The 19,362-nt window shown below is 69.9% G+C and carries 17 protein-coding genes; 12 read left to right on the top strand and 5 right to left on the bottom strand.

What is annotated here, in order from left to right; all coding sequences use genetic code 11:
- The first annotated feature begins 38 nt into the window (after positions 1-38).
- Positions 39-1,238: a sensor domain-containing phosphodiesterase gene (locus BKA14_RS17360; protein WP_184951974.1), complete on the top strand. Its 1,200-nt coding sequence runs from the start codon at positions 39-41 to the stop codon at positions 1,236-1,238.
- Between the two features lie 289 nt (positions 1,239-1,527).
- On the opposite strand, the gene BKA14_RS17355 is transcribed toward BKA14_RS17360, so the two are convergent.
- Positions 1,528-2,508 carry a TIGR03557 family F420-dependent LLM class oxidoreductase gene (locus BKA14_RS17355; RefSeq protein WP_184951973.1) on the bottom strand — a complete coding sequence of 327 codons (981 nt, stop codon included), beginning with the start codon at positions 2,506-2,508 and terminating at the stop codon, positions 1,528-1,530.
- A 193-nt stretch (positions 2,509-2,701) separates the two neighbouring features.
- Between BKA14_RS17355 and BKA14_RS45095 the strand changes: the two genes are divergently transcribed.
- From BKA14_RS45095 to BKA14_RS17340, 4 genes are all read left to right on the top strand, one after another.
- Positions 2,702-2,953 carry an SDR family NAD(P)-dependent oxidoreductase gene (locus BKA14_RS45095; protein WP_203722884.1) on the top strand — a complete coding sequence of 84 codons (252 nt, stop codon included), beginning with the start codon at positions 2,702-2,704 and terminating at the stop codon, positions 2,951-2,953.
- A complete protein-coding gene (locus BKA14_RS43235) occupies positions 2,890-3,171 on the top strand; it encodes an SDR family oxidoreductase (protein WP_260417118.1) in 282 nt (93 codons plus the stop codon). Before BKA14_RS45095 ends, BKA14_RS43235 begins: the two co-directional genes overlap by 64 nt.
- Positions 3,171-4,937 (top strand): glycoside hydrolase family 15 protein, encoded by a 1,767-nt coding sequence (locus BKA14_RS17345; protein ID WP_184951972.1) that lies wholly within the window; start codon positions 3,171-3,173, stop codon positions 4,935-4,937. The genes BKA14_RS43235 and BKA14_RS17345 overlap by 1 nt, the downstream gene beginning before the upstream one ends.
- Positions 4,938-5,162: 225 nt before the next feature.
- On the top strand, positions 5,163-6,602 hold the full coding sequence (locus tag BKA14_RS17340) for a ricin-type beta-trefoil lectin domain protein (protein WP_184951971.1): 1,440 nt from the start codon (positions 5,163-5,165) through the stop codon (positions 6,600-6,602).
- A gap of 51 nt (positions 6,603-6,653) precedes the next feature.
- Here the strand turns inward: BKA14_RS17340 and bglS are convergent, their stop codons facing one another.
- Positions 6,654-7,427, bottom strand: a complete 774-nt coding sequence (bglS, locus tag BKA14_RS17335; RefSeq protein WP_184951969.1) for a beta-glucanase — start codon at positions 7,425-7,427, stop codon at positions 6,654-6,656.
- Positions 7,428-7,679: 252 nt separating this feature from the next.
- Here bglS and BKA14_RS17330 point away from each other — a divergent pair, with 252 nt between their 5' ends.
- Positions 7,680-8,717: a glycoside hydrolase family 26 protein gene (locus BKA14_RS17330; RefSeq protein WP_184951968.1), complete on the top strand. Its 1,038-nt coding sequence runs from the start codon at positions 7,680-7,682 to the stop codon at positions 8,715-8,717.
- Positions 8,718-8,725: 8 nt separating this feature from the next.
- On the opposite strand, the gene BKA14_RS17325 is transcribed toward BKA14_RS17330, so the two are convergent.
- The gene (locus tag BKA14_RS17325) at positions 8,726-9,739 is read right to left on the bottom strand and encodes a LacI family DNA-binding transcriptional regulator (protein ID WP_184951967.1); all 1,014 of its coding nucleotides are present in this window, start codon (positions 9,737-9,739) and stop codon (positions 8,726-8,728) included.
- Between the two features lie 136 nt (positions 9,740-9,875).
- On the opposite strand from BKA14_RS17325, the gene BKA14_RS17320 reads away from it, so the two are divergent.
- From BKA14_RS17320 to BKA14_RS17310, 3 genes are all read left to right on the top strand, one after another.
- Entirely contained in the window at positions 9,876-10,247 is a 372-nt protein-coding gene (locus BKA14_RS17320; RefSeq protein ID WP_184951966.1) for a hypothetical protein, read from the top strand.
- A 78-nt stretch (positions 10,248-10,325) separates the two neighbouring features.
- Positions 10,326-12,641, top strand: a complete 2,316-nt coding sequence (gene secD, locus BKA14_RS17315; RefSeq protein ID WP_184951965.1) for a protein translocase subunit SecD — start codon at positions 10,326-10,328, stop codon at positions 12,639-12,641.
- 97 nt (positions 12,642-12,738) lie between these two features.
- Complete coding sequence (locus BKA14_RS17310) at positions 12,739-13,281, top strand: GAF domain-containing protein (RefSeq protein ID WP_184951964.1); 543 nt, start codon at positions 12,739-12,741, stop codon at positions 13,279-13,281.
- Between the two features lie 184 nt (positions 13,282-13,465).
- Here BKA14_RS17310 and BKA14_RS17305 read toward each other — a convergent pair whose 3' ends face one another.
- Together BKA14_RS17305 and BKA14_RS17300 are read right to left on the bottom strand one after the other, a co-directional pair.
- Positions 13,466-13,819 (bottom strand): STAS domain-containing protein, encoded by a 354-nt coding sequence (locus tag BKA14_RS17305; RefSeq protein WP_184951963.1) that lies wholly within the window; start codon positions 13,817-13,819, stop codon positions 13,466-13,468.
- Positions 13,816-14,241, bottom strand: coding sequence for an ATP-binding protein (locus BKA14_RS17300; RefSeq protein WP_184951962.1), 426 nt, complete (start codon positions 14,239-14,241; stop codon positions 13,816-13,818). The genes BKA14_RS17305 and BKA14_RS17300 overlap by 4 nt, the downstream gene beginning before the upstream one ends.
- A 265-nt stretch (positions 14,242-14,506) precedes the next feature.
- On the opposite strand from BKA14_RS17300, the gene BKA14_RS17295 reads away from it, so the two are divergent.
- From BKA14_RS17295 to BKA14_RS17285, 3 genes are all read left to right on the top strand, one after another.
- Positions 14,507-16,471 carry an ATP-binding protein gene (locus tag BKA14_RS17295; protein ID WP_184951961.1) on the top strand — a complete coding sequence of 655 codons (1,965 nt, stop codon included), beginning with the start codon at positions 14,507-14,509 and terminating at the stop codon, positions 16,469-16,471.
- Positions 16,472-16,599: 128 nt separating this feature from the next.
- On the top strand, positions 16,600-17,964 hold the full coding sequence (locus tag BKA14_RS17290) for an aminotransferase class I/II-fold pyridoxal phosphate-dependent enzyme (protein WP_239093634.1): 1,365 nt from the start codon (positions 16,600-16,602) through the stop codon (positions 17,962-17,964).
- 82 nt (positions 17,965-18,046) lie between these two features.
- A complete protein-coding gene (locus tag BKA14_RS17285; protein WP_184951959.1) occupies positions 18,047-19,300 on the top strand; it encodes a PP2C family protein-serine/threonine phosphatase in 1,254 nt (417 codons plus the stop codon).
- Positions 19,301-19,362: the final 62 nt, after the last annotated feature.

Genomic DNA, 19,362 nt, shown 5'->3' with positions numbered 1-19,362 from the left:
GGTGGATGGGCTGCCGGACCGAGCAGGGAGGGCCGAGCATGCTCGAAGCACCGATCAAGAACGCTCACGGGTGGCACCCGGAGGATCCGGACCGGGTCGAGGTCGAACGCCTCCTGGACCTGGTCCGGCGTCACCTCGGGGTGGAAGTGGCCTGGGTGTCGACCTTCACCGCCGACCAGCAGACGATCAGCGCGGCCACCGGCGAGATCGAGGCCATGAACATCCCGGTCGGCCGGGGCACCGACCTGAGCGGCTCCTACTGCGTTCGGGTGCTGGCGGGGACGCTGCCGCCGGTGGTCGAAGACGCCCGCCGCCACCTGACCACGCGCGATCTGGCTGTCACCCAGGATCTGCGGATCGGCTCCTACGCCGGAGTGCCCTGGCGCCGCCCGGACGGCACCGTCGCCGGCATGCTGTGCTGCGTCAGCCGCCACCGCGACCCCGCGCTCGACACCCAGACCCTCAAGTATCTCGGGCTGATCGCCGACCTCATCGCCGTGCACCTGGGCAGCCCCCTGGCCCAGCACCATCACGCAGCCACCTCCGCCCGGCGCACCGTGCAGGCCGTGCTGAACGCCGAGGCCGTGCACATGGTGTTCCAGCCCGTCGTCCGGCTGCACGATCGGCAGACCATCGGACTGGAGGCGCTGGCCCGGTTCGAGCCGGCCGCCTTCACCGGCCCCGACAAGGCGTTCGCCGCGGCCGCCCGGAGCGGTCTCGGCGTTCCTCTGGAACTGCTCGCGGTCCGGCAAGCTCTCCGCCGGTTGCCGGACGTACCGGCGGACCGCTGGCTGGCCGTGAACCTGTCAGCCGAAGCCCTGCTGGACGGGCAGGTCCGCGACACGCTGCTCGCCCACGCCGGCCGGCATCTGACCGTCGAGGTCACCGAACACACCCGGGTCGCGGACTACGCCGAGCTTCTCACGGCCCTCGATCCGCTGCGGCAAGCCGGCATCCGGCTGAGCGTCGACGACGCCGGCGCCGGCTACGCCGGGCTGCACCACATCCTGCGCCTGCAGCCCGACCTGATCAAACTGGACATCAACCTCGTCCGTGACATCGACACCGACGCGGCCAAAGCCGCCCTCGCCCGGTCGCTGACCGACTTCGCCCGCCGTACGGGCGTCGACCTCATCGCCGAAGGCATCGAGACCGCGGCTGAACTCGACCGCCTGACCGACCTCGGCGTCACCTACGGGCAGGGCTACCACCTCGGCCGCCCCGGCCGCCTGGCCTGATCCCGCAGCCCGGCGCCCGTGCTGTTCACCCGCAACCGGCCGCTCACGGCAATCCCTCGCTGCGGCAGGCACTGACTGCCCACCGCAGCGAGATCGTCTTCGGGGTGGCGCTGCCGGCCGTTTCCCTGGTTCTGCCCGGCAGCGCGCTGCCGGTGCTGCCGATCGCGGTGCCCGGTGTTCTGCCCGTACCCGGCGCTCAAGCACAACCGGCCGGAGCCGGTGACCCCGGTAACCGATCCGGGCCGGAGCGACCGGCCGCCTGAGCGAACAACGGCAGTGGGCGACCGAGTTACTGGCTGAGCTTGCGGAGCCGTTCGAGCAGAGGGCCGGCTGCCTCGTCGAGGAAGCGCTGCTGGAGGGCGTCGCCGACCTGGACCAGGGCCACGTCGGTGAAGCCGGCCTCCAGGTACGGCTTGACGCTCTCGGCCAGCTCGTCGAGGTCCGGGCCGCAAGCGATCGAGCCGGCGACGTCTTCCTCGCGCACGAACTGGCTGGCGGCCTGGAACCCGGCCGGAGTGGGCAGGTCGGCGTTGACCCCCCAGCCGCCGCCGAACCAGCGGAACTGCTCGTGGGCCAGTTCGATCGCCTGCTGCTTGTCCGGCGCCCAGCAGATCGGGATCTGGCCGATCGCCCGCGACGCGGCGGCGCCCTGCGGCTTCGCGCCGGCCCAGCCGGACACCAGGTCACCGTCCGGCTCCACGGCGATCAGGTGGTCGCCCAGCGGCGCGAAGCGTTCGATCGACTTGTCCCCGGAGACGGCCAGCGCGATCGGCACACCGCCCTCGGGCGCGTCCCAGATGCGGGCCGAGTCGACCCGGAAGTAGTTGCCCTCCCACGTGACCAAATCACCGGTGTGCAGGGCACGGATGATGGTGACGGCCTCTTCGAGCATGTCCTGCCGCTGGGCGATCGGGGGCCAGCCCTCGCCGGTGACGTGCTCGTTGAGGTTCTCGCCGGAACCGAGGCCGAGGATGAACCGGCCGTCCGCCAGCTCCTGCAGGGTTGCGGCTTTCTGCGCGACCACGGCCGGGTGGTAGCGCTGAATGGGACAGGTCACGTAGGTGGCGAGCTCGACTCGTGAGGTGGCATGGGCGACCGCGCCGAGCACCGTCCAGGCGTACGGGGCATGACCCTGCTCGGTCAGCCACGGTGAGTAATGGTCGCTGGAGACCTCGAAGTCGAAGCCGAGGTCTTCGGCCTGGACCGCGTAACGCACGAGATCCTTGGGACCGCTCTGTTCCGTCATCAGGGTGTATCCGAACTTGGCCATGCTCGGTTCGTCTCCTCGTGTCTGGGGCCGGTCCCGGACGTCGCCGGCTGTAGTCGACGGTTCCCTGCGGCATTGCCCCCAAACCGCCCACGGTGTTCGCTCGCCGGGCCCTCCCGGTCACAGCCGAGCGGGCCGGCTGACCGAGGCGGGGACCCCGTTGTTTCGGCCATGATCGGCGGGGCACTAGGCGGTCGTGGAACTGGGCTTGCAGGGACGAGCGGCGCTGGTCACGGGCGGCGACTCGGGAATCGGGTGGGAGACCGCAAAGGTCTTGCTGGCCGAGGGCGCAACAATGGTTTTGTCCGATCGGGATGCCGATGAACCCGAGAAGGCCGCGGACCTGCTGGCGCCGGTGCGGGTGACCCGGGCCGTGCTGCCGGCCTGCATCGCGGCGGGTGGGGACGGGTCAACTGCGTCTCGCCGGCGTTCGTGCGCACGCCGATGACCGACGTGATGATGCGTAAGCGGGCGGACGAGAACGGTACGTCGTTCGACGAGGCGATCGCGTCCTTCCTGGCCGACGAGCGGCCGCACATGACGCTGGGCCGGCGTGGTGAGCCCGCCGAGGTCGCGTCGGTGATCGCCTTCCTCTGCTCCGAGCAGGCCAGCTTCGTCAACGGTTCCAACTGGCGGGTCGACGCGGGATCGGTGGCTCACATCTGATGTCGCGGCGTGACGCGGCGGGGTACGCGGACCTGCGCTCGTACGCGGCGATCGGTGATCTGCGCACGGTCGCTCTGGTGGCCACCGACGGCTCGGTCGACTGGCTGCCGCTGCCCGACCTGGACGCGATTCCGGTCTTTGCCCGGCTGCTCGACGCGGCCGGCGGCGGCTCGTTCCTGCTGGCGCCGGCCGATCCGTTCACGACCGAACGACGCTACCTTCCCGGAACCGCGATCCTCGTGACCACATACACGACCGAGCGCGGGGTCGTCGAGGTCACCGACTCGCTCAACCTGGGCGTGACCGGGCGACTGCCGTGGAGCGAGTTCGCCCGCGTCGTCACCGGTGTGCGCGGATCGGTCGACATGATCTGGGAGATCGCTCCGGGGACCGGGCTCGGCACGGTGTCCCCGTGGCTGCAGCAGACCGGGAGTGGTCCGGTTCTGCGCATGGATGCGGTGACCATGGCTGTGCGCACTCAGGCCGCCGGCGATCCGGTCCAGCACGACCGCCGCATCGCTGCCCGGTTCACCACCGCCGCCGGCTCCGAGCACCTGGTCGCGCTGGTGGCCGCCCGAAGCGAGCCGGTCCGGATGGCCGACCCGGCCCAGATCCTGGCCAATGTGCGGCACACCCGGGCGGCCTGGGAGCGCTGGTCGTCACAGTTCACCTACGACGGGCCGTGGCGCGACGAGGCGCTACGGACCATGGTGATGCTCAAACTGCTCGCCCACCGGCAGACCGGCGCCATCGCCGCCGCGGCCACCACATCGCTGCCGGAAAGCGCAACCGGCGGAAAGAACTGGGACTACCGGCTCGCCTGGCTGCGCGACGCCACCTACACGTTGCACTGCCTGCTCGCCTACGGCGAGTTCGAGGACGTCCACGCGAGCGTGACCTGGCTGCTGCGGGTCGCCCGGGACCACGACGGTGACCTTCCCGTGCTGGCCCGCCTCGACGGCACCCAGCCCGGCCCGGTCATCCGTCATGACGTTCCCGGATGGCGCGGCATCGGCCCCGTGGTGACCGGAAACCCGGCCGCCGAGCAGTTGCAACTGGGCGTCTACGGCGATCTGTTCGATCTCGTCCGCACTTACGTGCACGGCGGCAACGTCCTCGATCTGGACAGTGCCCGGTTCCTGGCCGGCGCGGCCGACACCGTCTGCGACATCTGGCAGCGGCCCGATTCCGGCATGTGGGAACTGCCGGAGATCCGGCACTACACGAGCTCGAAGATGGCCTGCTGGCAAGCGCTGACCTATGCGTCCGAACTGGCCGACAACGATCACCTGCCGGGGAACGCGCAGCGATGGCGCGACGAGGCCGGCCGGATCCGCCGATGGATCGACGAGCACTGCTGGTCACCGGAGCGCCGCGCCTACACGTGGTACGCGGGTACCACTGAGCTGGACACGTCCGTCCTGCTGCATGCCCGCAAGGGTGGCTTCGACGCCGGGGAACGCATGTCCGCCACCGTCGACGCGCTGCTGGCCGAACTGTCCGCCGGCCCGCTGATGTACCGCTTCAGCGGCGCCCGCGAGCAGGAGAAGACCTTCACCGCCTGCGCCTTCTGGATAGTCACCTCGCTGGTCCACCTCGACCGCCGCGCCGAGGCCCTGAATCGGATGGACCCGCTGATCTCGCTGGCCAACGACGTGGGCCTGTGGTCGGAAATGATCGACGAGGACGACCACAGCTTCTGGGGCAACCTGCCCCAGGCCCTGAGCCATCTGGCGCTCACCACGGCGATCACCGCCCTCAGCTGAACGCGCTGCTGCCGTGGACAATGGGCGGCGACCCGGCCGTAGCAGGACTGCCGTCCGGGGGCCCGGACGAGGACTTCATCTGGCCGATCATCACGGCGGTCACCGGCCTCCGGTACGACGAGGGGCCGCAGGATCGCCTCTATCCGGTGTGCTGCGCAGCATGTCGTCGTCGGCTACCTTACATAGAAGCTTGCCGATGTAATCCCGCTGCTGCCGGAGGGCACCATGTTCCGACTGACCGGCCGGTTCGTCACCGCAGTGGCCGGTGCCGCGGCGGCTCTCGCGGCCGTTCCGCTGGCGCTCGTGGCTTGCCCGCCGGGCGCATCGGCGGCCACCAGCCAGTTCCGCGGGGTCAACTGGGCCCGGGCCGGCGACAACTTCACCGGCGAACCCCTGGTCCTGTACGGGCTGAGCAGCAGTGACGGTTACTCCACCGTGCGGGCCAAGGCAGATGCCGTCCTCGCCGGCTTCGAGCGCAATCTGGGCGCGAACACCGTCCGGTTACCGGTCAACACCGCGTCCGTCGGCACCGCGTGGTGGAATTCCTACACCGGCGTCATGGACTCGGCCACCGCCCGCGGGATGAAGGTCATCCTCTCGTTCTGGGACGACGGCCGGGCGTCCTCCGGTGGCCGGATCACCGACACCACCGCCTACAACGCGATGTGGGACACGGTCGTGGCCAAGTACGGGGCGAACCCGCTGGTCCTCTTCGAGCCGATGAACGAGCCCGCGGGTTACAGCGCCGCCGAGTGGAAGAACGTGGCCGCCGCGTGGCTCGCCGCTCGGCCGTCGGTGCCGCGCAACCGCGTGTTCATCAGCGGCTCCGGGCTCAACCAGGACATCAAGACGATGTGCGCGGACAGCCGCTTCGACGGGACTTACCTGTCCCTGCACCACTACACGTTCTTCAGCGGCGCCAAGACGTACGACGGGTGGGTGAGCTTCCTGCGCGATGCGGTCGGCTCGTGTGCCGGCCGCACCGTCATCGACGAGTTCGGCGCCCCGATGGACTCCGGGCTCAACTACGACGACGCCGGCAGCACCGACAACTTCGTCCGTTACTTCCGGGCCACCACCCAGGTGCTGCGTGAGCTCGGCATGGGATCGGTCTACTGGCCCGGCCTCGGCGGCAAGATCACCGCCGGGCAGAGCGACGACTGGTACGCCATGCAGAAGCTGCAAGGCAGCGGCACCAACCTGTCGCTGACCACGCCCAACCTCACCGGCGCGGGCCGGCTGCGCTACGCGTGGGGGCTCACCGGCACCGAGCCGCAGCCCGGCAACCGGTTCCGCAACGGCGGGTCGGGCCGCTGCCTGGACGTTCCCGGCGCCACCACCGTCAACAACACCCAGATCGCCATCTACGACTGCAACAGCGGCACCAACCAGCAGTGGACCGGCACCTCCGCCCGGGAGTTGCGCGTGTACGGCACCAAGTGCCTCGACGCTCGTGGCCGGGGGGCCGCCAACGGCACCGCGGTCGTCATCTATGACTGCAACGGCGGCGCCAACCAGCAGTGGAGCGTCAACACCAACGGCACCGTCACTTCAGTGGCCTCCGGGCGCTGTCTCGACGTCGTTCAGAGCGGCACCGCGAACGGTTCCCGGATTCAGTTGTGGGATTGCACGGGCGGATCCAACCAGGCGTGGTCGCGCGCGTGACGGTGAGCTTCCCCCGCCGCGGTGGGGCGATCGGCGGGGGAGCGTGTTCGGTCAGTATTTGGTGTATTTGACCCAGTCGTAGGTGGCGGTCAGTTTGGTGCCGGGATAGGTGAAGGGCTGCAGCCAGCTGTCCACGCCGATGCCGGGCCAGAGGTTCATCATGACGCGCTGCGGGCGGGTGGGCAGCGGCCCGCGCGAGCCGTTCTCCTGGTGGACGAGTCGTCCGTCGACGAACCAGTTGATGGTGCCGCCGTTCCACCATTCGAACGCGTAGTTGTGGTATCCCGCGGCGGCGTCGAAGCCCAGGTTGATGACTGTCTCGTGGCCGCCGGCGCCGTTGGTGAAGTAGTTGACCTGCATCTGGGTGGTGTTCTTGCCGAGGATCTCCACGTCGATCTCGTCCCAGGGCTGGCCGTCGCTGGGTCCGGTGTAGGTGAAGAACGAGGTTACGGCGCCCGGGTTCTTGACGGCTTTCATGCGTGCCTCGAAGCGGCCGTACGAGTACAGATCGTTGGTTCGGTACTCGCCGGAGGCGTACGGCTTGCCGGAGCAGCCGCTCGGGCACGGCGTGGTGTCCAGGTTGAGGCCCATGACACCGCCGTTGAACCAGACGTGGTCGGCCCGCCAGCCGGCGTTGAACATGCTGCCGTTGCTGTAGCCGTCGGCCTTGTGCCAGCGACCGGTGGTGAAGGCGTCGAAGTTGTCGACGAAGCTCGGGCCGATGGCCGCTTCGGCCGGCGCCGCGCCGGGTCCGGTCAGGACGGCGGTGATGCCGAGGACGGCGGCCGCGACCGCTTGGGGCAGGCGAGATCGGATGAGGGCCACTGATGTCTCCAGTTCCGTGCGGGGATTCACCGTGCCGGGGACGGGTGGGCACGGCGTAGGGGAACGTGTCACTGGAAGCGCTACCAGTCTGAGTTTGTAACCGCGCCGTTAACGTTGTCAAGGATGCGGCTGCACCCGGGGAGCCCAGCCGTATTCGCTCGGCAATCCGGGCTTTACATAGATGATCGCAAGTCTTACCTTGACACCGGAAGCGCTTCCAGTCTGATGGAGCGCTCAGGGACGGAGGCAGGTATGCGGAGGCGATCACTCCTGACCGTGGCGGCGGCCGCGGGCGCGCTGGTGGTGTCGGAGGCGGCCGGGGCATCGGCCGCGCCGGTCCGCGGCCCGGTCGCGACCCGATATCTGGGCGTGTTCCAGGAGAAGGACCCGACGGCGACCGCTGCCGACGTCAGCCGCCAGTACGGCGTCACTCCGGCCAGCGTGATGTGGTTCGACAGCTGGGCCAGTGGGCGGGCCTTCCCGGTGACCGAAGCCAGACAGCTGTGGCGGCGCGGCATCATGCCGCACTACACCTGGGAGCCCTGGAACACTGCGCTCGGGGTGAACGACCCCGCGCAGATCCATCTGACCGACATCATCGACGGCGCCTGGGACGGTTACATCTCAGCGCGGGCCCGCGAGTTCGCCGCCGTGCGCCTGCCCGTCCTGGTTCGCTGGGGTCACGAGTTCAACGGCAACTGGTACCCGTGGGGCATCGCGAACAACAACGCCGACCCCTCGCTGTACGTACGGGCGTACCGGCATGTCCATGATCTGGCCCGGGCGGCCGGCGCCCGCAACGTGCAGTGGGTGTGGGCGTTCAACAACGGCTCGTCACCGGACGAGGCCTACAACGACCCGGCCGCCGCCTACCCCGGTGACGCCTATGTCGACTGGGTCGGTATCGACGGCTACAACTGGGGTTTCGGTCCCTCGTGGGATCCGGCCGGCGACCACTGGACGAGCTTCGAGGCGGCGTTCGCCACCGCGTACGCGAAAGCCCGTTCCGTTGCTCCGAAGCGGCCGGTCATGCTGGGCGAGTTCGCGTCGACCGAGGACGGCGGCGACAAGGCCCGGTGGCTCGGGGACATGGACACGGCGCTGCGGTCGGGCGCCTTTCCCGACCTCAAGCTGCTCACCTACTTCGACGTGATCAAGGAAGAGGCCTGGTCGCCGGGCTCGTCACCGGCCGCCCGGGCCGCGTTCACCGCCTGGGTGCAACAGCGATACATGAAGGGGCGCGGTCACGAGCTGGCCCGCGTCGCCGCGCATTACGCCCGTTCGCGGTAGGGCGCTCGTCAGGCCGACTCCCGGACCACCATTTTGGTCGACAGGACGAAAGGCTCCGGCTGAGCGCCGTCCAGCAGATCGATCAGCATGCGGGCTGCTTCACGCCCCAGAGCCTGCACCGGCTGGTGCACGGTGGTGAGTTTCGGGTCGGTGTGCACAGCGACCAGCAGATCGTCGAAGCCGACCACTGCCACATCGCCTGGCACCGTGCGGCCGGCCTCACGCAATACTCGCAGGGCGCCTGCTGCCATGTTGTCGTTGGCGGCGACGACGCCGTCGAGGTCGGGGTGCGCGCTCAACAGCGCGCGCATCGCGGCGGCGCCGCTCTGTTCCAGGAAGTCGCCGGGCTCGGTGGCGTACGGGCCGAGCCCGGCCAGCATCAAGGCCTCGGCATAGCCTCGAAGACGTTCGCGGGCCACCGCGGTGTCCTCCGGTCCGGTGATCATGGCGATGCGTCGCCGGCCGGACCGCAGGAGATGCTCGGTCGCCGCGCGAGACCCGCCGGCGTTGTCGACGTCGACGTAAAACGGTGGCGTTCCGTGCATCGGCAGCCCCACGAAGACCGTCGGCAGCCCGGACTTCGCGGCGATGTCGATCAGCGGGTCCTCACCACGCATCGCCACCAGCATCACCCCGTCCGCCCCCCGGGTCCGCAGGAAGGCCTCGAGGCGCTGCCGGCCGTGAACGGGCGTGGCCAGGCTCAGCATGAGATTGAGGTCGGTCTTCTCCAGCGCCGCGGCAACACCGGCGATGATCTGGGCGAAGAACGGGTCCGTGAACACCTCCGGCCCGTCGCCGGAGACCACCAGCACCACCACGCCCGTCTGACGGGTGACCAGAGCCCGGGCGGCCCGGTTGGGCGTGTACCGGAGCTCCCGGATCGCCTTCTCGACCGCGTCGCGTTTGGCCCGGCTGACGTGCGGTCCATTGTTGACGACGCGCGAGACGACGGTGCGCGACACCCCTGCGCGCTCGGCGACCTCATCGAGGGTCGGCGGTCGGGACGGGCCCGGTGACGGCATGCGTCCCCCTCCGATCGAGCCGATCACCAGGTGGAACGTTGTCGCCGGCCTGGCCCGGCCCTCGCTCACTGCGGTCCGTGGCCTCACATCGTACGCGGCGACGGGTACGATCGTTGCTGCGGCGAGGAGGGGCAGCGTGCGGGCTGAGCAGCGGGTGCGGCAGGTGTGCCGGGCTGGGGTGCTGCCGCTCGTGCTGGTTCTCACGATCGCCTGGGCCGCACTGAGCAGTGCCGGTCACGACGAGACGTCCACCGCTGACAGCCTGCCCCGCCTGACGGTGGCCGCCGTCGTGCCCTCGGCGGGGACGCCGATGCCGGTGGACTTGCGGCCGGCCGGTAAGCCCTTGGCGCCGGCGCTGCTGCTGTTCGCGGCCGCGGTCGTGGCGCTGCTGTTCGGTTTGCGGCGACGCGTGCGGTGGCCGGTCGCCACGACATCGATGTCCGCGGCGAAGCCGTCGCTGCTGCGCCACACGGTTGGGGGACGGGCACCGCCACGCTTCTCGGCGTAGTTGTGTCCTTTCCCTTTCTCCCGCGGTGCCGTGTCCGACCGGTGACCGTGGGCTCATCCGTGTCGAGGAGCATCCGAAATGTCGCGCGCTACTGCCGTGCGCGCACTTCTCGCCCTGGTCGTGCTGGTGGTCTCGGGGTGGCTGATTGCCACCCGTTCGCCCCGGCTCGGGCTTGATCTGCGCGGCGGTACCCAGATTGTTCTCGAGACCCGGGACGGCCAATTCGCCCGGGCGACCTCCGCCACCACCGACGAGGCGCTCGAGGTGCTGCGCCGCCGGGTCGACGAGCTCGGCGTGGCCGAGCCGACGCTGGCCCGTTCCGGTGATCGCCGCATCATCGTGGAACTGCCCGGTATCACCGATCCGGCCGAAGCGGTACGCGTCATCGGCCGTACCGCCCAGTTGACGTTTCACCCCGTTCTCGGCGTCGTCGCCGCAGAACCGTCTGCCGGCCCGGGCCGCAGCGCACAGCCGGCGCCGAGCGGCGAACCCGGCCCGGGTGATCCGGAGAAGCCCGGCGGGGAGCTCGTCCTCCCGGCCGGGAGCGGCGAACGGCTGCGGCTGGGCGCCGCCGCACTCTCCGGCCAGCAGGTCGACGGCGCCACCGCGGCGGTCGACCAGTTCGCCGGATGGCAGGTCGGCCTGGACTTCCGCGGCACCGGCGGCGAGGCCTGGCGCAAGCTGACCGCCGACGCCGCCTGCGCCGCCCCCGGTGAGCCCGGACGGCGGGTCGCCATCGTCCTGGATCAGCAGGTGATCTCCTCGCCGCAGGTCGATGAGGACGTCGCCTGCGACACCGGTATCGCCGGCGGGCGCACTCAGATAACCGGCACCTTCACCGAGACCGAGGCGAAGGATCTCGCCCTGTTGATCCGCGCGGGCGGGCTGCCGGTCCCGGTCGAGGTCATCGAGCAGCGTACGGTCGGCCCCAGCCTGGGCGAAGCGGCGATCGAGGCGTCCGCGGCGGCCGCGATCCTGGGCATGATCGCGACCATCCTGTTCATCGTCGGCGTGTACCGGTTCGTCGGTGGGATCGCTGCGATCGCGCTGGTCTGCTACGGCGCCATCTCCTACGCCGCGCTGCTGGCGATCGGGTCCACCCTCACCCTGCCCGGGCTGGCCGGTTTCGTCCTCGCGATCGGTATGGCCCTGGACGCGAACGTGCTCGTCTTCGAGCGGGCCCGGGAGGAGTACGCCGGCCGCGGCGCCCGCCGTAGTTTGCGTACCGCTTTGCGGGGTGGGTTCACCAACGCCTGGTCGGCGATCATCGACTCCACCATCACCACGCTGCTCTCGGCCGGGCTGCTGTTCTTCCTCGCCTCCGGCCCGGTGCGCGGCTTCGGGATCACCCTGTCCATCGGTGTGCTGGTGTCCATGTTCACCGCTCTGGTGCTGACCCGGGCGCTCGCGTCACCGCTCGTCGGCAGCCGCTGGTTGAACCGGCGGCCGTCCTGGAGCGGCCTCGGCGGCATCGGCTGGGTCCGGCGGAGGCTGGAGTCCGGCGATCCGGACCTCATGGGGCGCCGCCGGCTGTGGCTGGGGGTGTCGGCCGCGGCGGTGGTCCTCGCCGTGGCCGGCATCGGGCTCCGCGGGCTGAACCTCGGTGTGGAATTCACCGGCGGCCGCCTGGTCGAGTACGCCGCCACCGCCCCGCTGTCCGCCGACGCCGCACGGGACGCGGTCGCGTCGGCCGGGCTGGAGCGGGCGGTGGTCAACACCTCCGGTGACGGCAACATCAGCGTCCGCGCCGGCGCCTTCGGGGAGGAGACCGAGGCGGGGGTGCGGTCCGCGCTGGCCGAGGCGAGTGGCCACGACATCCAGCGGCTGCGCGACGAGAAGATCGGCCCCACCCTCGGCGAGGAGCTGCGCCGCAACGCCCTGATCGCGCTCGGCGTGGCGCTCGCCGCCCAGCTCGTCTACCTGGCCGTCAGGTTCCGCCGGCAGTGGGGTGCGGCCACCGTACTCGCGATGCTCCACGACGTGCTGCTGGTCGTGGGCGTGTTCGCCTGGCTGGGGCGACCTGTCGACGGGGTGTTTCTGGCGGCCTTGCTGACCGTCATCGGATACTCGGTCAACGACTCGGTGGTCACCTTCGACCGGATCCGTGAGCTGGTCCGGGCGAAGGACCGGCGCGGCACTCCGTTCGCGAAGCTCGTCAACACCGGCATCCTGCACACCGTGCCCCGTACCGTCAACACCGGCCTGGGCGCGGTCTTCATTCTCACCGCGCTCGCCGTGCTCGGTGGCGACTCTCTCGTCGACTTCGCGCTGGCCCTGCTGATCGGCATCGGCGTCGGCACGTACTCCTCGGTGTTTCTCGCCGCGCCACTGGCGATCGTGTTCGAGTCACGGCCCGGTGGCCTGGCCACGCGTCTTGAAACAGCAGACAGATGACTACCGCCTGGCAACGCGCCTCAACCCGGCGCGGCACCGCACCCTGCCTAACGTCAGACCTAATGGCATTCAAGCCCGACCCTCGTCAGGAGCACTCGTGAGCAACAGCCTGTCCACCCGGCCGTCCTCTGTTTCCCCGTGCGGCACACGCCTGCTCGAGCCCGCCCGCCTCGTTGCGGTTGCGGCGGCGCTGTCCGGCCTCCACGACAAGACCGCGACGGGATTGTCCGAGCTGGTGGACGCACTCGCGGGGACCTTCCCTGGCGCCACAGTCGCCCTCAACCTGATCTGGACGAACAACTCTTTCGTGCTCGCGTCCCACGGCATGCCGGAATGGATCGTCGATGCGGGCGGCGTACCCATCGGCTGGGCGCCGTGCGCGCTTGTGGTGAAACACGACAGCCCACTGATCATCGACGACACTCACGACGACCCCGCGCACATGGACAACCCGATCGTGACGGTGTGCGGAGTGCGGTCGTACGCCGGTGTGCCGCTGCACGACACCGACGGTCACCTCGTCGGCACGCTGATCCTCATGCACACCGAGCCCCGGGCGTTCAAACCCGCTGACCTGCCGGCCCTGACAACAGCCGCCGCCCACGCGACCACGCTGTTGTCCCCATCCACCGGCGTCTGACCGGCACCGGGTGAGCGGTGTCAGGGCCGACGACGCGTCCCGGCCGGGCTGCTCGGCCCGGTACAACGCGGCGTCGGCCGCCGCCTCACCGCCGTAGCGCACCACTAAAGCTGTCACGCCGTCAGGTCGGCGTCCGCACTCCGGCCAGGGCGGGCGGACTCCCCGCCCGCACTTTCCCCGATCGTCAGGGTCGCGCGGCCGCTGAGCCGTGGCCGCTGCCCTCGGAGGTGCTCAGTGTGGTGAGCGGGGTGAGCAGACCGGTGACCTCCAGCGTGCGCCGGGTGATGCCGGTCGGGCTGCTCAGCTGGAACGCAGCGCCGTACCGGTGCGCGGTCTCCCGGGCGCGTAACAGGGCGTGGATGCCGGACGAGTCACAGAAGGCCACCTCGGACGCGTTGACGATCAGCGTGTGAGCGGACTCGCCGGCGAAGACATCGGCGACGTGCTGATCGAGGTCGCCGGCGGTCGCCATGTCCAGGTTGCCCGCCGGCGTCAGCCGTACGGTGCCGTCCTGCTCACGATGAACGGTGATGTTCATGACTCCTCCGTCCGGATCGTGCCGCCGGCCTTGATCGTGTCGCCCGGGCACGGCGGCAGTTCGGCCCGGACGCGTTTGCCGCCTTCGTGCGTCTCGACGTGCCACCGTACGGTGTACGCCTCGATGATCGTCAGCCCGAGGCCGCCGGACCCGTCCGGGCGGCGCGGACGCGGCACGACGCTGGAACCGTCGGCCACCGAGACGATCACCCGGCCACCGTGTGCCTCGACATCGACCACGATCTCGCCCCCGCCGTGCCGGACGGCGTTGCTGACGAGCTCACTGACCACCGTGACGGCCGCGTCGAGCCACTGCTGATCCCGCAGGCCCCATCCACCCAGAACGGCAGCGACCGCACCGCGGGCCCAGCCCGGGGCGGTGTGGTCCAGTGGCAGATCGAAATGGGCTGTCAGCGTGCTCATCGCACAGGTCACCGCCTCACTCTCAGGTCCCCGCCGACAACGTCGATCGCTGTCCGGCGCCATCGGCCGCCGCGCAGCGGCGAATCTGCTACCCCTGCGGCCACGGTCGTACACCTGAGTCCGGCTCAGGGGTGCTCGCTGCCGGCGGGAACCGGTGGCCGGCAACCCGCGCCGGATGCACTCGCTCAGTGATGGGGCCACGTCGAGGTGACCGTGAATCAGCGAAGCCGCTACGCCCGGTGTTGTGCCATTTTAGGATTTGCCGGTGGCTTTGGTCCTGATCGCGGAGGATCACCGCGATCACCAGAAGGTGATCGTCGAGGTGGCGCGTCGGCTCGGGTGCACGACGATGGTCGCGGATGACGGCGCCGCGGCCCTGACGGCGGCCGGTGAGCAGCGGCCGGACCTGCTGATCGCCGACCTCGACATGCCGAAGATGAACGGCGTCCAGCTGTGCCGGGCTTTTCGTGGTGATCCGCTGCTCGCCGACGTCCCGGTGGTGCTGGTGACGGCATTGTCTCCGCACGATCAGGCCCGCATCGGTAGCTGCGCCTCGATGGCGACCGTGCAGAAGCCCTTCGACATCACGGAACTGTCCGACGTCATCGCCGCTCATCTGGCCGTGACCGCGGGGGAGTCCGGCCGCCCGCCGTCGGCGCCCGGGCCGAGGGTCGCCGATGTGTTGCTGTCCTGCGTCGATGCGGGTCTCACCGCCTGTGACACGACCGGCCGGCTGACGTTCTACAACGATGACCTCAGCGACTTCTTCGGCACTCACGGCGCTGGAATTCCGCTCGCGAACTGGCCGGAGCGGTTCGGACTGCGCACCCACGACGGCCGGCCGTTGCGTCCCGAGCAGCTGCCGATGGCCAGGGCTTTGTCGGGTGAGTCGGTGCGGCAGGCCGGGATACTGGCCACCGACCGGCTCGGCCGGCAGCGCTGGCTCACGCTCAACGCCCGGCCGGTGCGCGACGAGCACGGCGAGATCATCGGCGCGGCAGCCGCTGTGCACGACGTCACCGCCGGCCACCTGTCACACGTCTACGAGAACTGCAAGACAGCGGTCTTGGAAGCGCTGGCCGGCGGGGTCAGTGCCGTCGCGGCGCGCCGGCAGGCAGTGAACGCCGTCGGCACCGGACTGAACTGGCCCTACGTTCGGCTGTGGCTGCGCGATCCGGTGACCGACCGGCTCCATTGCGACGCCACCTACGCCGCCCCCGGCGAACCCCCGGTGCCGTTGCCCGACTCGTTCGCTGTCGGCGAGGGGCTGGCCGGCCATTGCTGGCAGGCCGGCAAGCTGGTCTGGGTCCCTGACATCCACGACGCCGGCTCGCCGGTCGTACCCCAGATCCGGGCCGCCACCACCTTCCGCGCCGCCGGAGCTGTTCCGATCACCGCCGGTGGTCAGGTCACCGGCGTCATGACCTTCTTCTCCCGCAATCCGCAGCAACCCGAGCCCGGGCTGGCCGTCCTGCTCACCGGTATCGCCGGTCACATCGGTTCCCACCTGCAACAACATCGAGCCGACGATCTCGCCCGGCATCTTGCCGCGGTCACCGACGACTACGTCGCGCTCGCCGGTCACGAGATACGGACCCCGCTGACCACGGTCACCGCTTACGCCCAGCTCATCGCCGAGATGCCGGAACTTTCCGACGACGTACGCGAGATGGTCGGCGTGATGGAACGCAACAGCCGCAAGTTGCGGCAACTGTTCGATCAATTGCTCGACCTGGCGGGCCTCGACTCCGGACATCTGATGCTGGCCGACGGCCCGGTCGATCTGGCCGCCGTGCTGCGCGAAGCCATCGATGATGTGCAGGAAACAGCGGCCGTACGGGGGGTCACTGTCGTTACGCCGGTCGTGGACGACCTGCTCGTGCGGGGTGACGGCGCCCGGCTACGGCAGGCCGTGACCCATCTGATCGACAACGCGGTCAAGTTCAGCCCCGACAACGCCGAGGTCTCGGTGCGATTGACTCGTGACGACGGCGCGGCTCTGCTCACCGTCGCCGACACCGGCGTGGGTCTGCCCACCAACCCCACTGTCGACCTGTTCCGCCGGCTGTACCGTGGCGACAACGCCCGCCACACGGACGTGCCGGGCAACGGTCTCGGCCTGGCCCTGTGCCGCACCGTCGTCGAACGGCACCGGGGCACCATCACCTTGACCTCCAACCGCCCCCGCGGGACTGTTGCCACTGTGCGGCTGCCGCGCCACGACGCGTGATCGCCCTCGTCCGTCGAGCGGCTCAGCCGGGATCTCCGCGGTCACCGGTAGCGCGGCCGGGGCCTCGGCACCGAGTTCGGCCCGACTGAATCGTGTGAATGGGCCGGCACGTCGTTTGGGGTCCGACGGTGGTGGTACGGAAGGCCCGCGACATCCTGGGAGACTCCACCTATCGGGCCGACATGCTGGCCTCCAGCGGGCTGGACGACCGGTCGTCCTCGCAGGGCTACCTGTCGCACGCCGAGCAGTTGATGGCCGACGCGGTGGGCGCCGGTCAGTCGTTCTTCTCCACTGCCGGCAGCTCGCTGTCGGTCAAGGCGGCGATGCTCGCCGTCGCCGGCGGCCGGGGCGAGCTTCTGATCAGCCGCGACGCCCACAAGTCGATCACGGCCGGGCTGGTGTTCACCGGCGTCGAGCCGCGATGGGTGCCGGTGCAGTACGACGAGAACCTGCACCTGGCCCACCCGCCGTCACCAGCCCAGCTGGAGCAGGCCTGGCGGCAACATCCCACGGCGGCCGGGGCGTTGATCGTCAGCCCCACACCGTACGGGACCTGCGCCGATATCGCCGCGTTGGCCGAGGTCTGCCACCGGCGCGGCAAACCGCTGATCATCGACGAGGCGTGGGGCGCGCACCTGCCGTTCCACGAGGACCTGCCGACATGGGCCATGGACGCCGGAGCGGACATCTGCGTCGTCAGCGTGCACAAGATGGGCGCCGGCTTCGAGCAGGGCTCGGTGCTGCACTCGCAGGGCGACCTGGTCGACGCGAAGCACTTGTCCGCGTGCGCCGACCTGCTCATGACGACCAGCCCGAACACGGTCGTCTACGCCGGCCTCGACGCCTGGCGCCGGCAGATGGTCGAGCACGGTCACCAGCTGCTGTCCGACGCGATCGAGCTGGCCCGGCACGTACGCCGGGAGCTGGGCACCGTGGACGGTCTGCACGTCGTCGAGAAGGAGCTGCTGGGGGCCGAGGCCGGCCACGAGCTCGACCCGCTGCAAGTCCTCATCGACGTCAGCGGGCTGGGCATCAGCGGCTACCAGGCCGCGGACTGGCTCCGGGAACACTGCCGCATCGACATGGGCCTGTCCGATCATCGCCGGATCCTGGCCACCCTGTCGATGGCCGACGACCACGAGACCGCCGGTCGGCTGCTGGAATCATTGAACCGCCTGGCCGCAGGTGCCGCGACCCTGCCCGCGGCCAAGGCCGTGCATCTTCCGGTCCCCGCGAGTTTCGACGTCGATCCGGTCCTGTTGCCGCGTGACGCGTTCTTCGGCCCGACCGAGACGGTGGCGATCGGCGACGCGGTGGGCCGCGTGTGCGCCGAACAGGTCACCCCGTACCCGCCCGGCATCCCGGCTCTGCTGCCGGGCGAGCGCATCAGTGCGGATATCGTCGACTACCTGCGGTCCGGCGTGGCCGCGGGCATGGTGCTGCCCGATCCGTCCGATTCCACCCTGGACACCATCCGGGTGGCAATCGTCTGATCCCGTGACCGGGGTGAGTTGCGGTTGGCGATATCTGGAGGAGAGTGCAGCCGTAGGGTCGGACGCCGTGAGCGGAGTGGGCATGAGCAGTGTGGAAGTGTTGCGGCGGCTGCTGCGGCAATCGCATCACGCCCGGCCGGAGGACCTGCCGGAGATGGCCATGCGAGCCGCCCGCGGGGCCGGCGCCACCGCCATGGTCATCTATCTGGTTGATCATCAGCAGCGCCGGTTGCTGCCGCTGCTCGCCGGATCCGCTCCGTCGCGGAAGCCGATCAGCGTCGACGGCACCCTCGCCGGCCGGGCCTACAGCCTGGCCACGCCCTGTGCCGGCCAGGACGCCGGCGCGACGACGCTGTGGGTGCCGCTGCTCGACGGCAGCGAACGCATGGGCGTCCTGGAGATCGACGCCGACCACGAACTCAGCGATCAGGCCGTCGACGACTACGTGTCCGTCGCGTCTTTGCTGGCGGAACTGATCGTCACCCGCAGTCTCTACAGCGACACCATCGAACAGGTGCGCCGCTGCGAACCCATGCAGCTGGCCGCCGAGATGCTCCGGGCGCAGCTGCCCCCGCTGACGTTCTCCACCGGCCATCTGATGATCAGTGGCATCCTCGAGCCCTGCTACGACGTCGGCGGCGACGCGTTCGACTACGCCGTCAACGGCGACATCGCCCACCTTGCACTGTTCGACGCGGCCGGGCACGGATCCTCCGGCGGCATGCGCGCGGTCATCCTGGCCTCACTGGCGCTGGCCTCCTACCGCAACGCTCGCCGAGCCGGCATGACCCTGACCGACACCTACCACCACATCGACGACGCCGTACGGGACCACGACCGCTACGGCATGATCACCGCCGTGCTGGCGCAGCTCGACCAACGTACGGGAATCCTGCAGGTGATCTCGGCCGGACACCCCAGCGGGATGATCCTGCGCCAGGGCAAAGTCGTCAAAGTCTTGCCCACCCCGACCGCTTTGCCCGTCACGCTGGGTGACAGGCGTTCGCCGATAGTGGTCGAGGAAGCCCTCGAATCGAATGACCGGCTGCTGCTTTACACCGACGGGATCATCGAGGCCCGCTCCGCGCAGGGTGAGCAGTTCGGGACCGACCGGCTCATCGACTTCGCGACCAAGGCCGTCGCCGACGACCTGCCCCTGCCTGAGATCACCCGGCGGCTCGTCCACGCCATCCTGCACTACCAGGACGACCGTCTGCAGGACGACGCCACTGTGCTGCTCGCCGAGTGGCGCAGCCCGGCCCCGGTGCCTTCCGATTGCGAACTGGTGACCCCACCTGCCGACGATCTGCTGCTCGCCGACGAACCACGTAGTTGAGCATCTGCGCGATTCGGTGCCGCGATCGGCCGCGAACCGGTCGACCGCCTTGATCAAGCCGG

Origin of the sequence: Paractinoplanes abujensis, assembly GCF_014204895.1 — a bacterium.
Classification (GTDB): Bacteria; Actinomycetota; Actinomycetes; order Mycobacteriales; family Micromonosporaceae; genus Actinoplanes; species Actinoplanes abujensis.
The sequence above is the reverse complement of the archived record's forward strand: the minus strand, read 5'-3'. Positions and strand labels throughout refer to the sequence as shown.

Excerpts from the sequence above, each read along its gene's own strand:
- BKA14_RS17340 (WP_184951971.1), top strand. The coding sequence starts at position 5,163 with ATGTTCCGACTGACCGGCCGGTTCGTCACCGCAGTGGCCGGTGCCGCG.
- BKA14_RS17360 (WP_184951974.1), top strand. The coding sequence starts at position 39 with ATGCTCGAAGCACCGATCAAGAACGCTCACGGGTGGCACCCGGAGGAT.
- BKA14_RS17300 (WP_184951962.1), bottom strand. The coding sequence starts at position 14,241 with ATGAGCACGCTGACAGCCCATTTCGATCTGCCACTGGACCACACCGCC.
- BKA14_RS17305 (WP_184951963.1), bottom strand. The coding sequence starts at position 13,819 with ATGAACATCACCGTTCATCGTGAGCAGGACGGCACCGTACGGCTGACG.
- BKA14_RS17325 (WP_184951967.1), bottom strand. The coding sequence starts at position 9,739 with ATGCCGTCACCGGGCCCGTCCCGACCGCCGACCCTCGATGAGGTCGCC.
- BKA14_RS17355 (WP_184951973.1), bottom strand. The coding sequence starts at position 2,508 with ATGGCCAAGTTCGGATACACCCTGATGACGGAACAGAGCGGTCCCAAG.
- BKA14_RS17345 (WP_184951972.1), top strand. The coding sequence starts at position 3,171 with ATGTCGCGGCGTGACGCGGCGGGGTACGCGGACCTGCGCTCGTACGCG.
- BKA14_RS17285 (WP_184951959.1), top strand. The coding sequence starts at position 18,047 with ATGAGCAGTGTGGAAGTGTTGCGGCGGCTGCTGCGGCAATCGCATCAC.
- secD (WP_184951965.1), top strand. The coding sequence starts at position 10,326 with ATGTCGCGCGCTACTGCCGTGCGCGCACTTCTCGCCCTGGTCGTGCTG.
- BKA14_RS17330 (WP_184951968.1), top strand. The coding sequence starts at position 7,680 with ATGCGGAGGCGATCACTCCTGACCGTGGCGGCGGCCGCGGGCGCGCTG.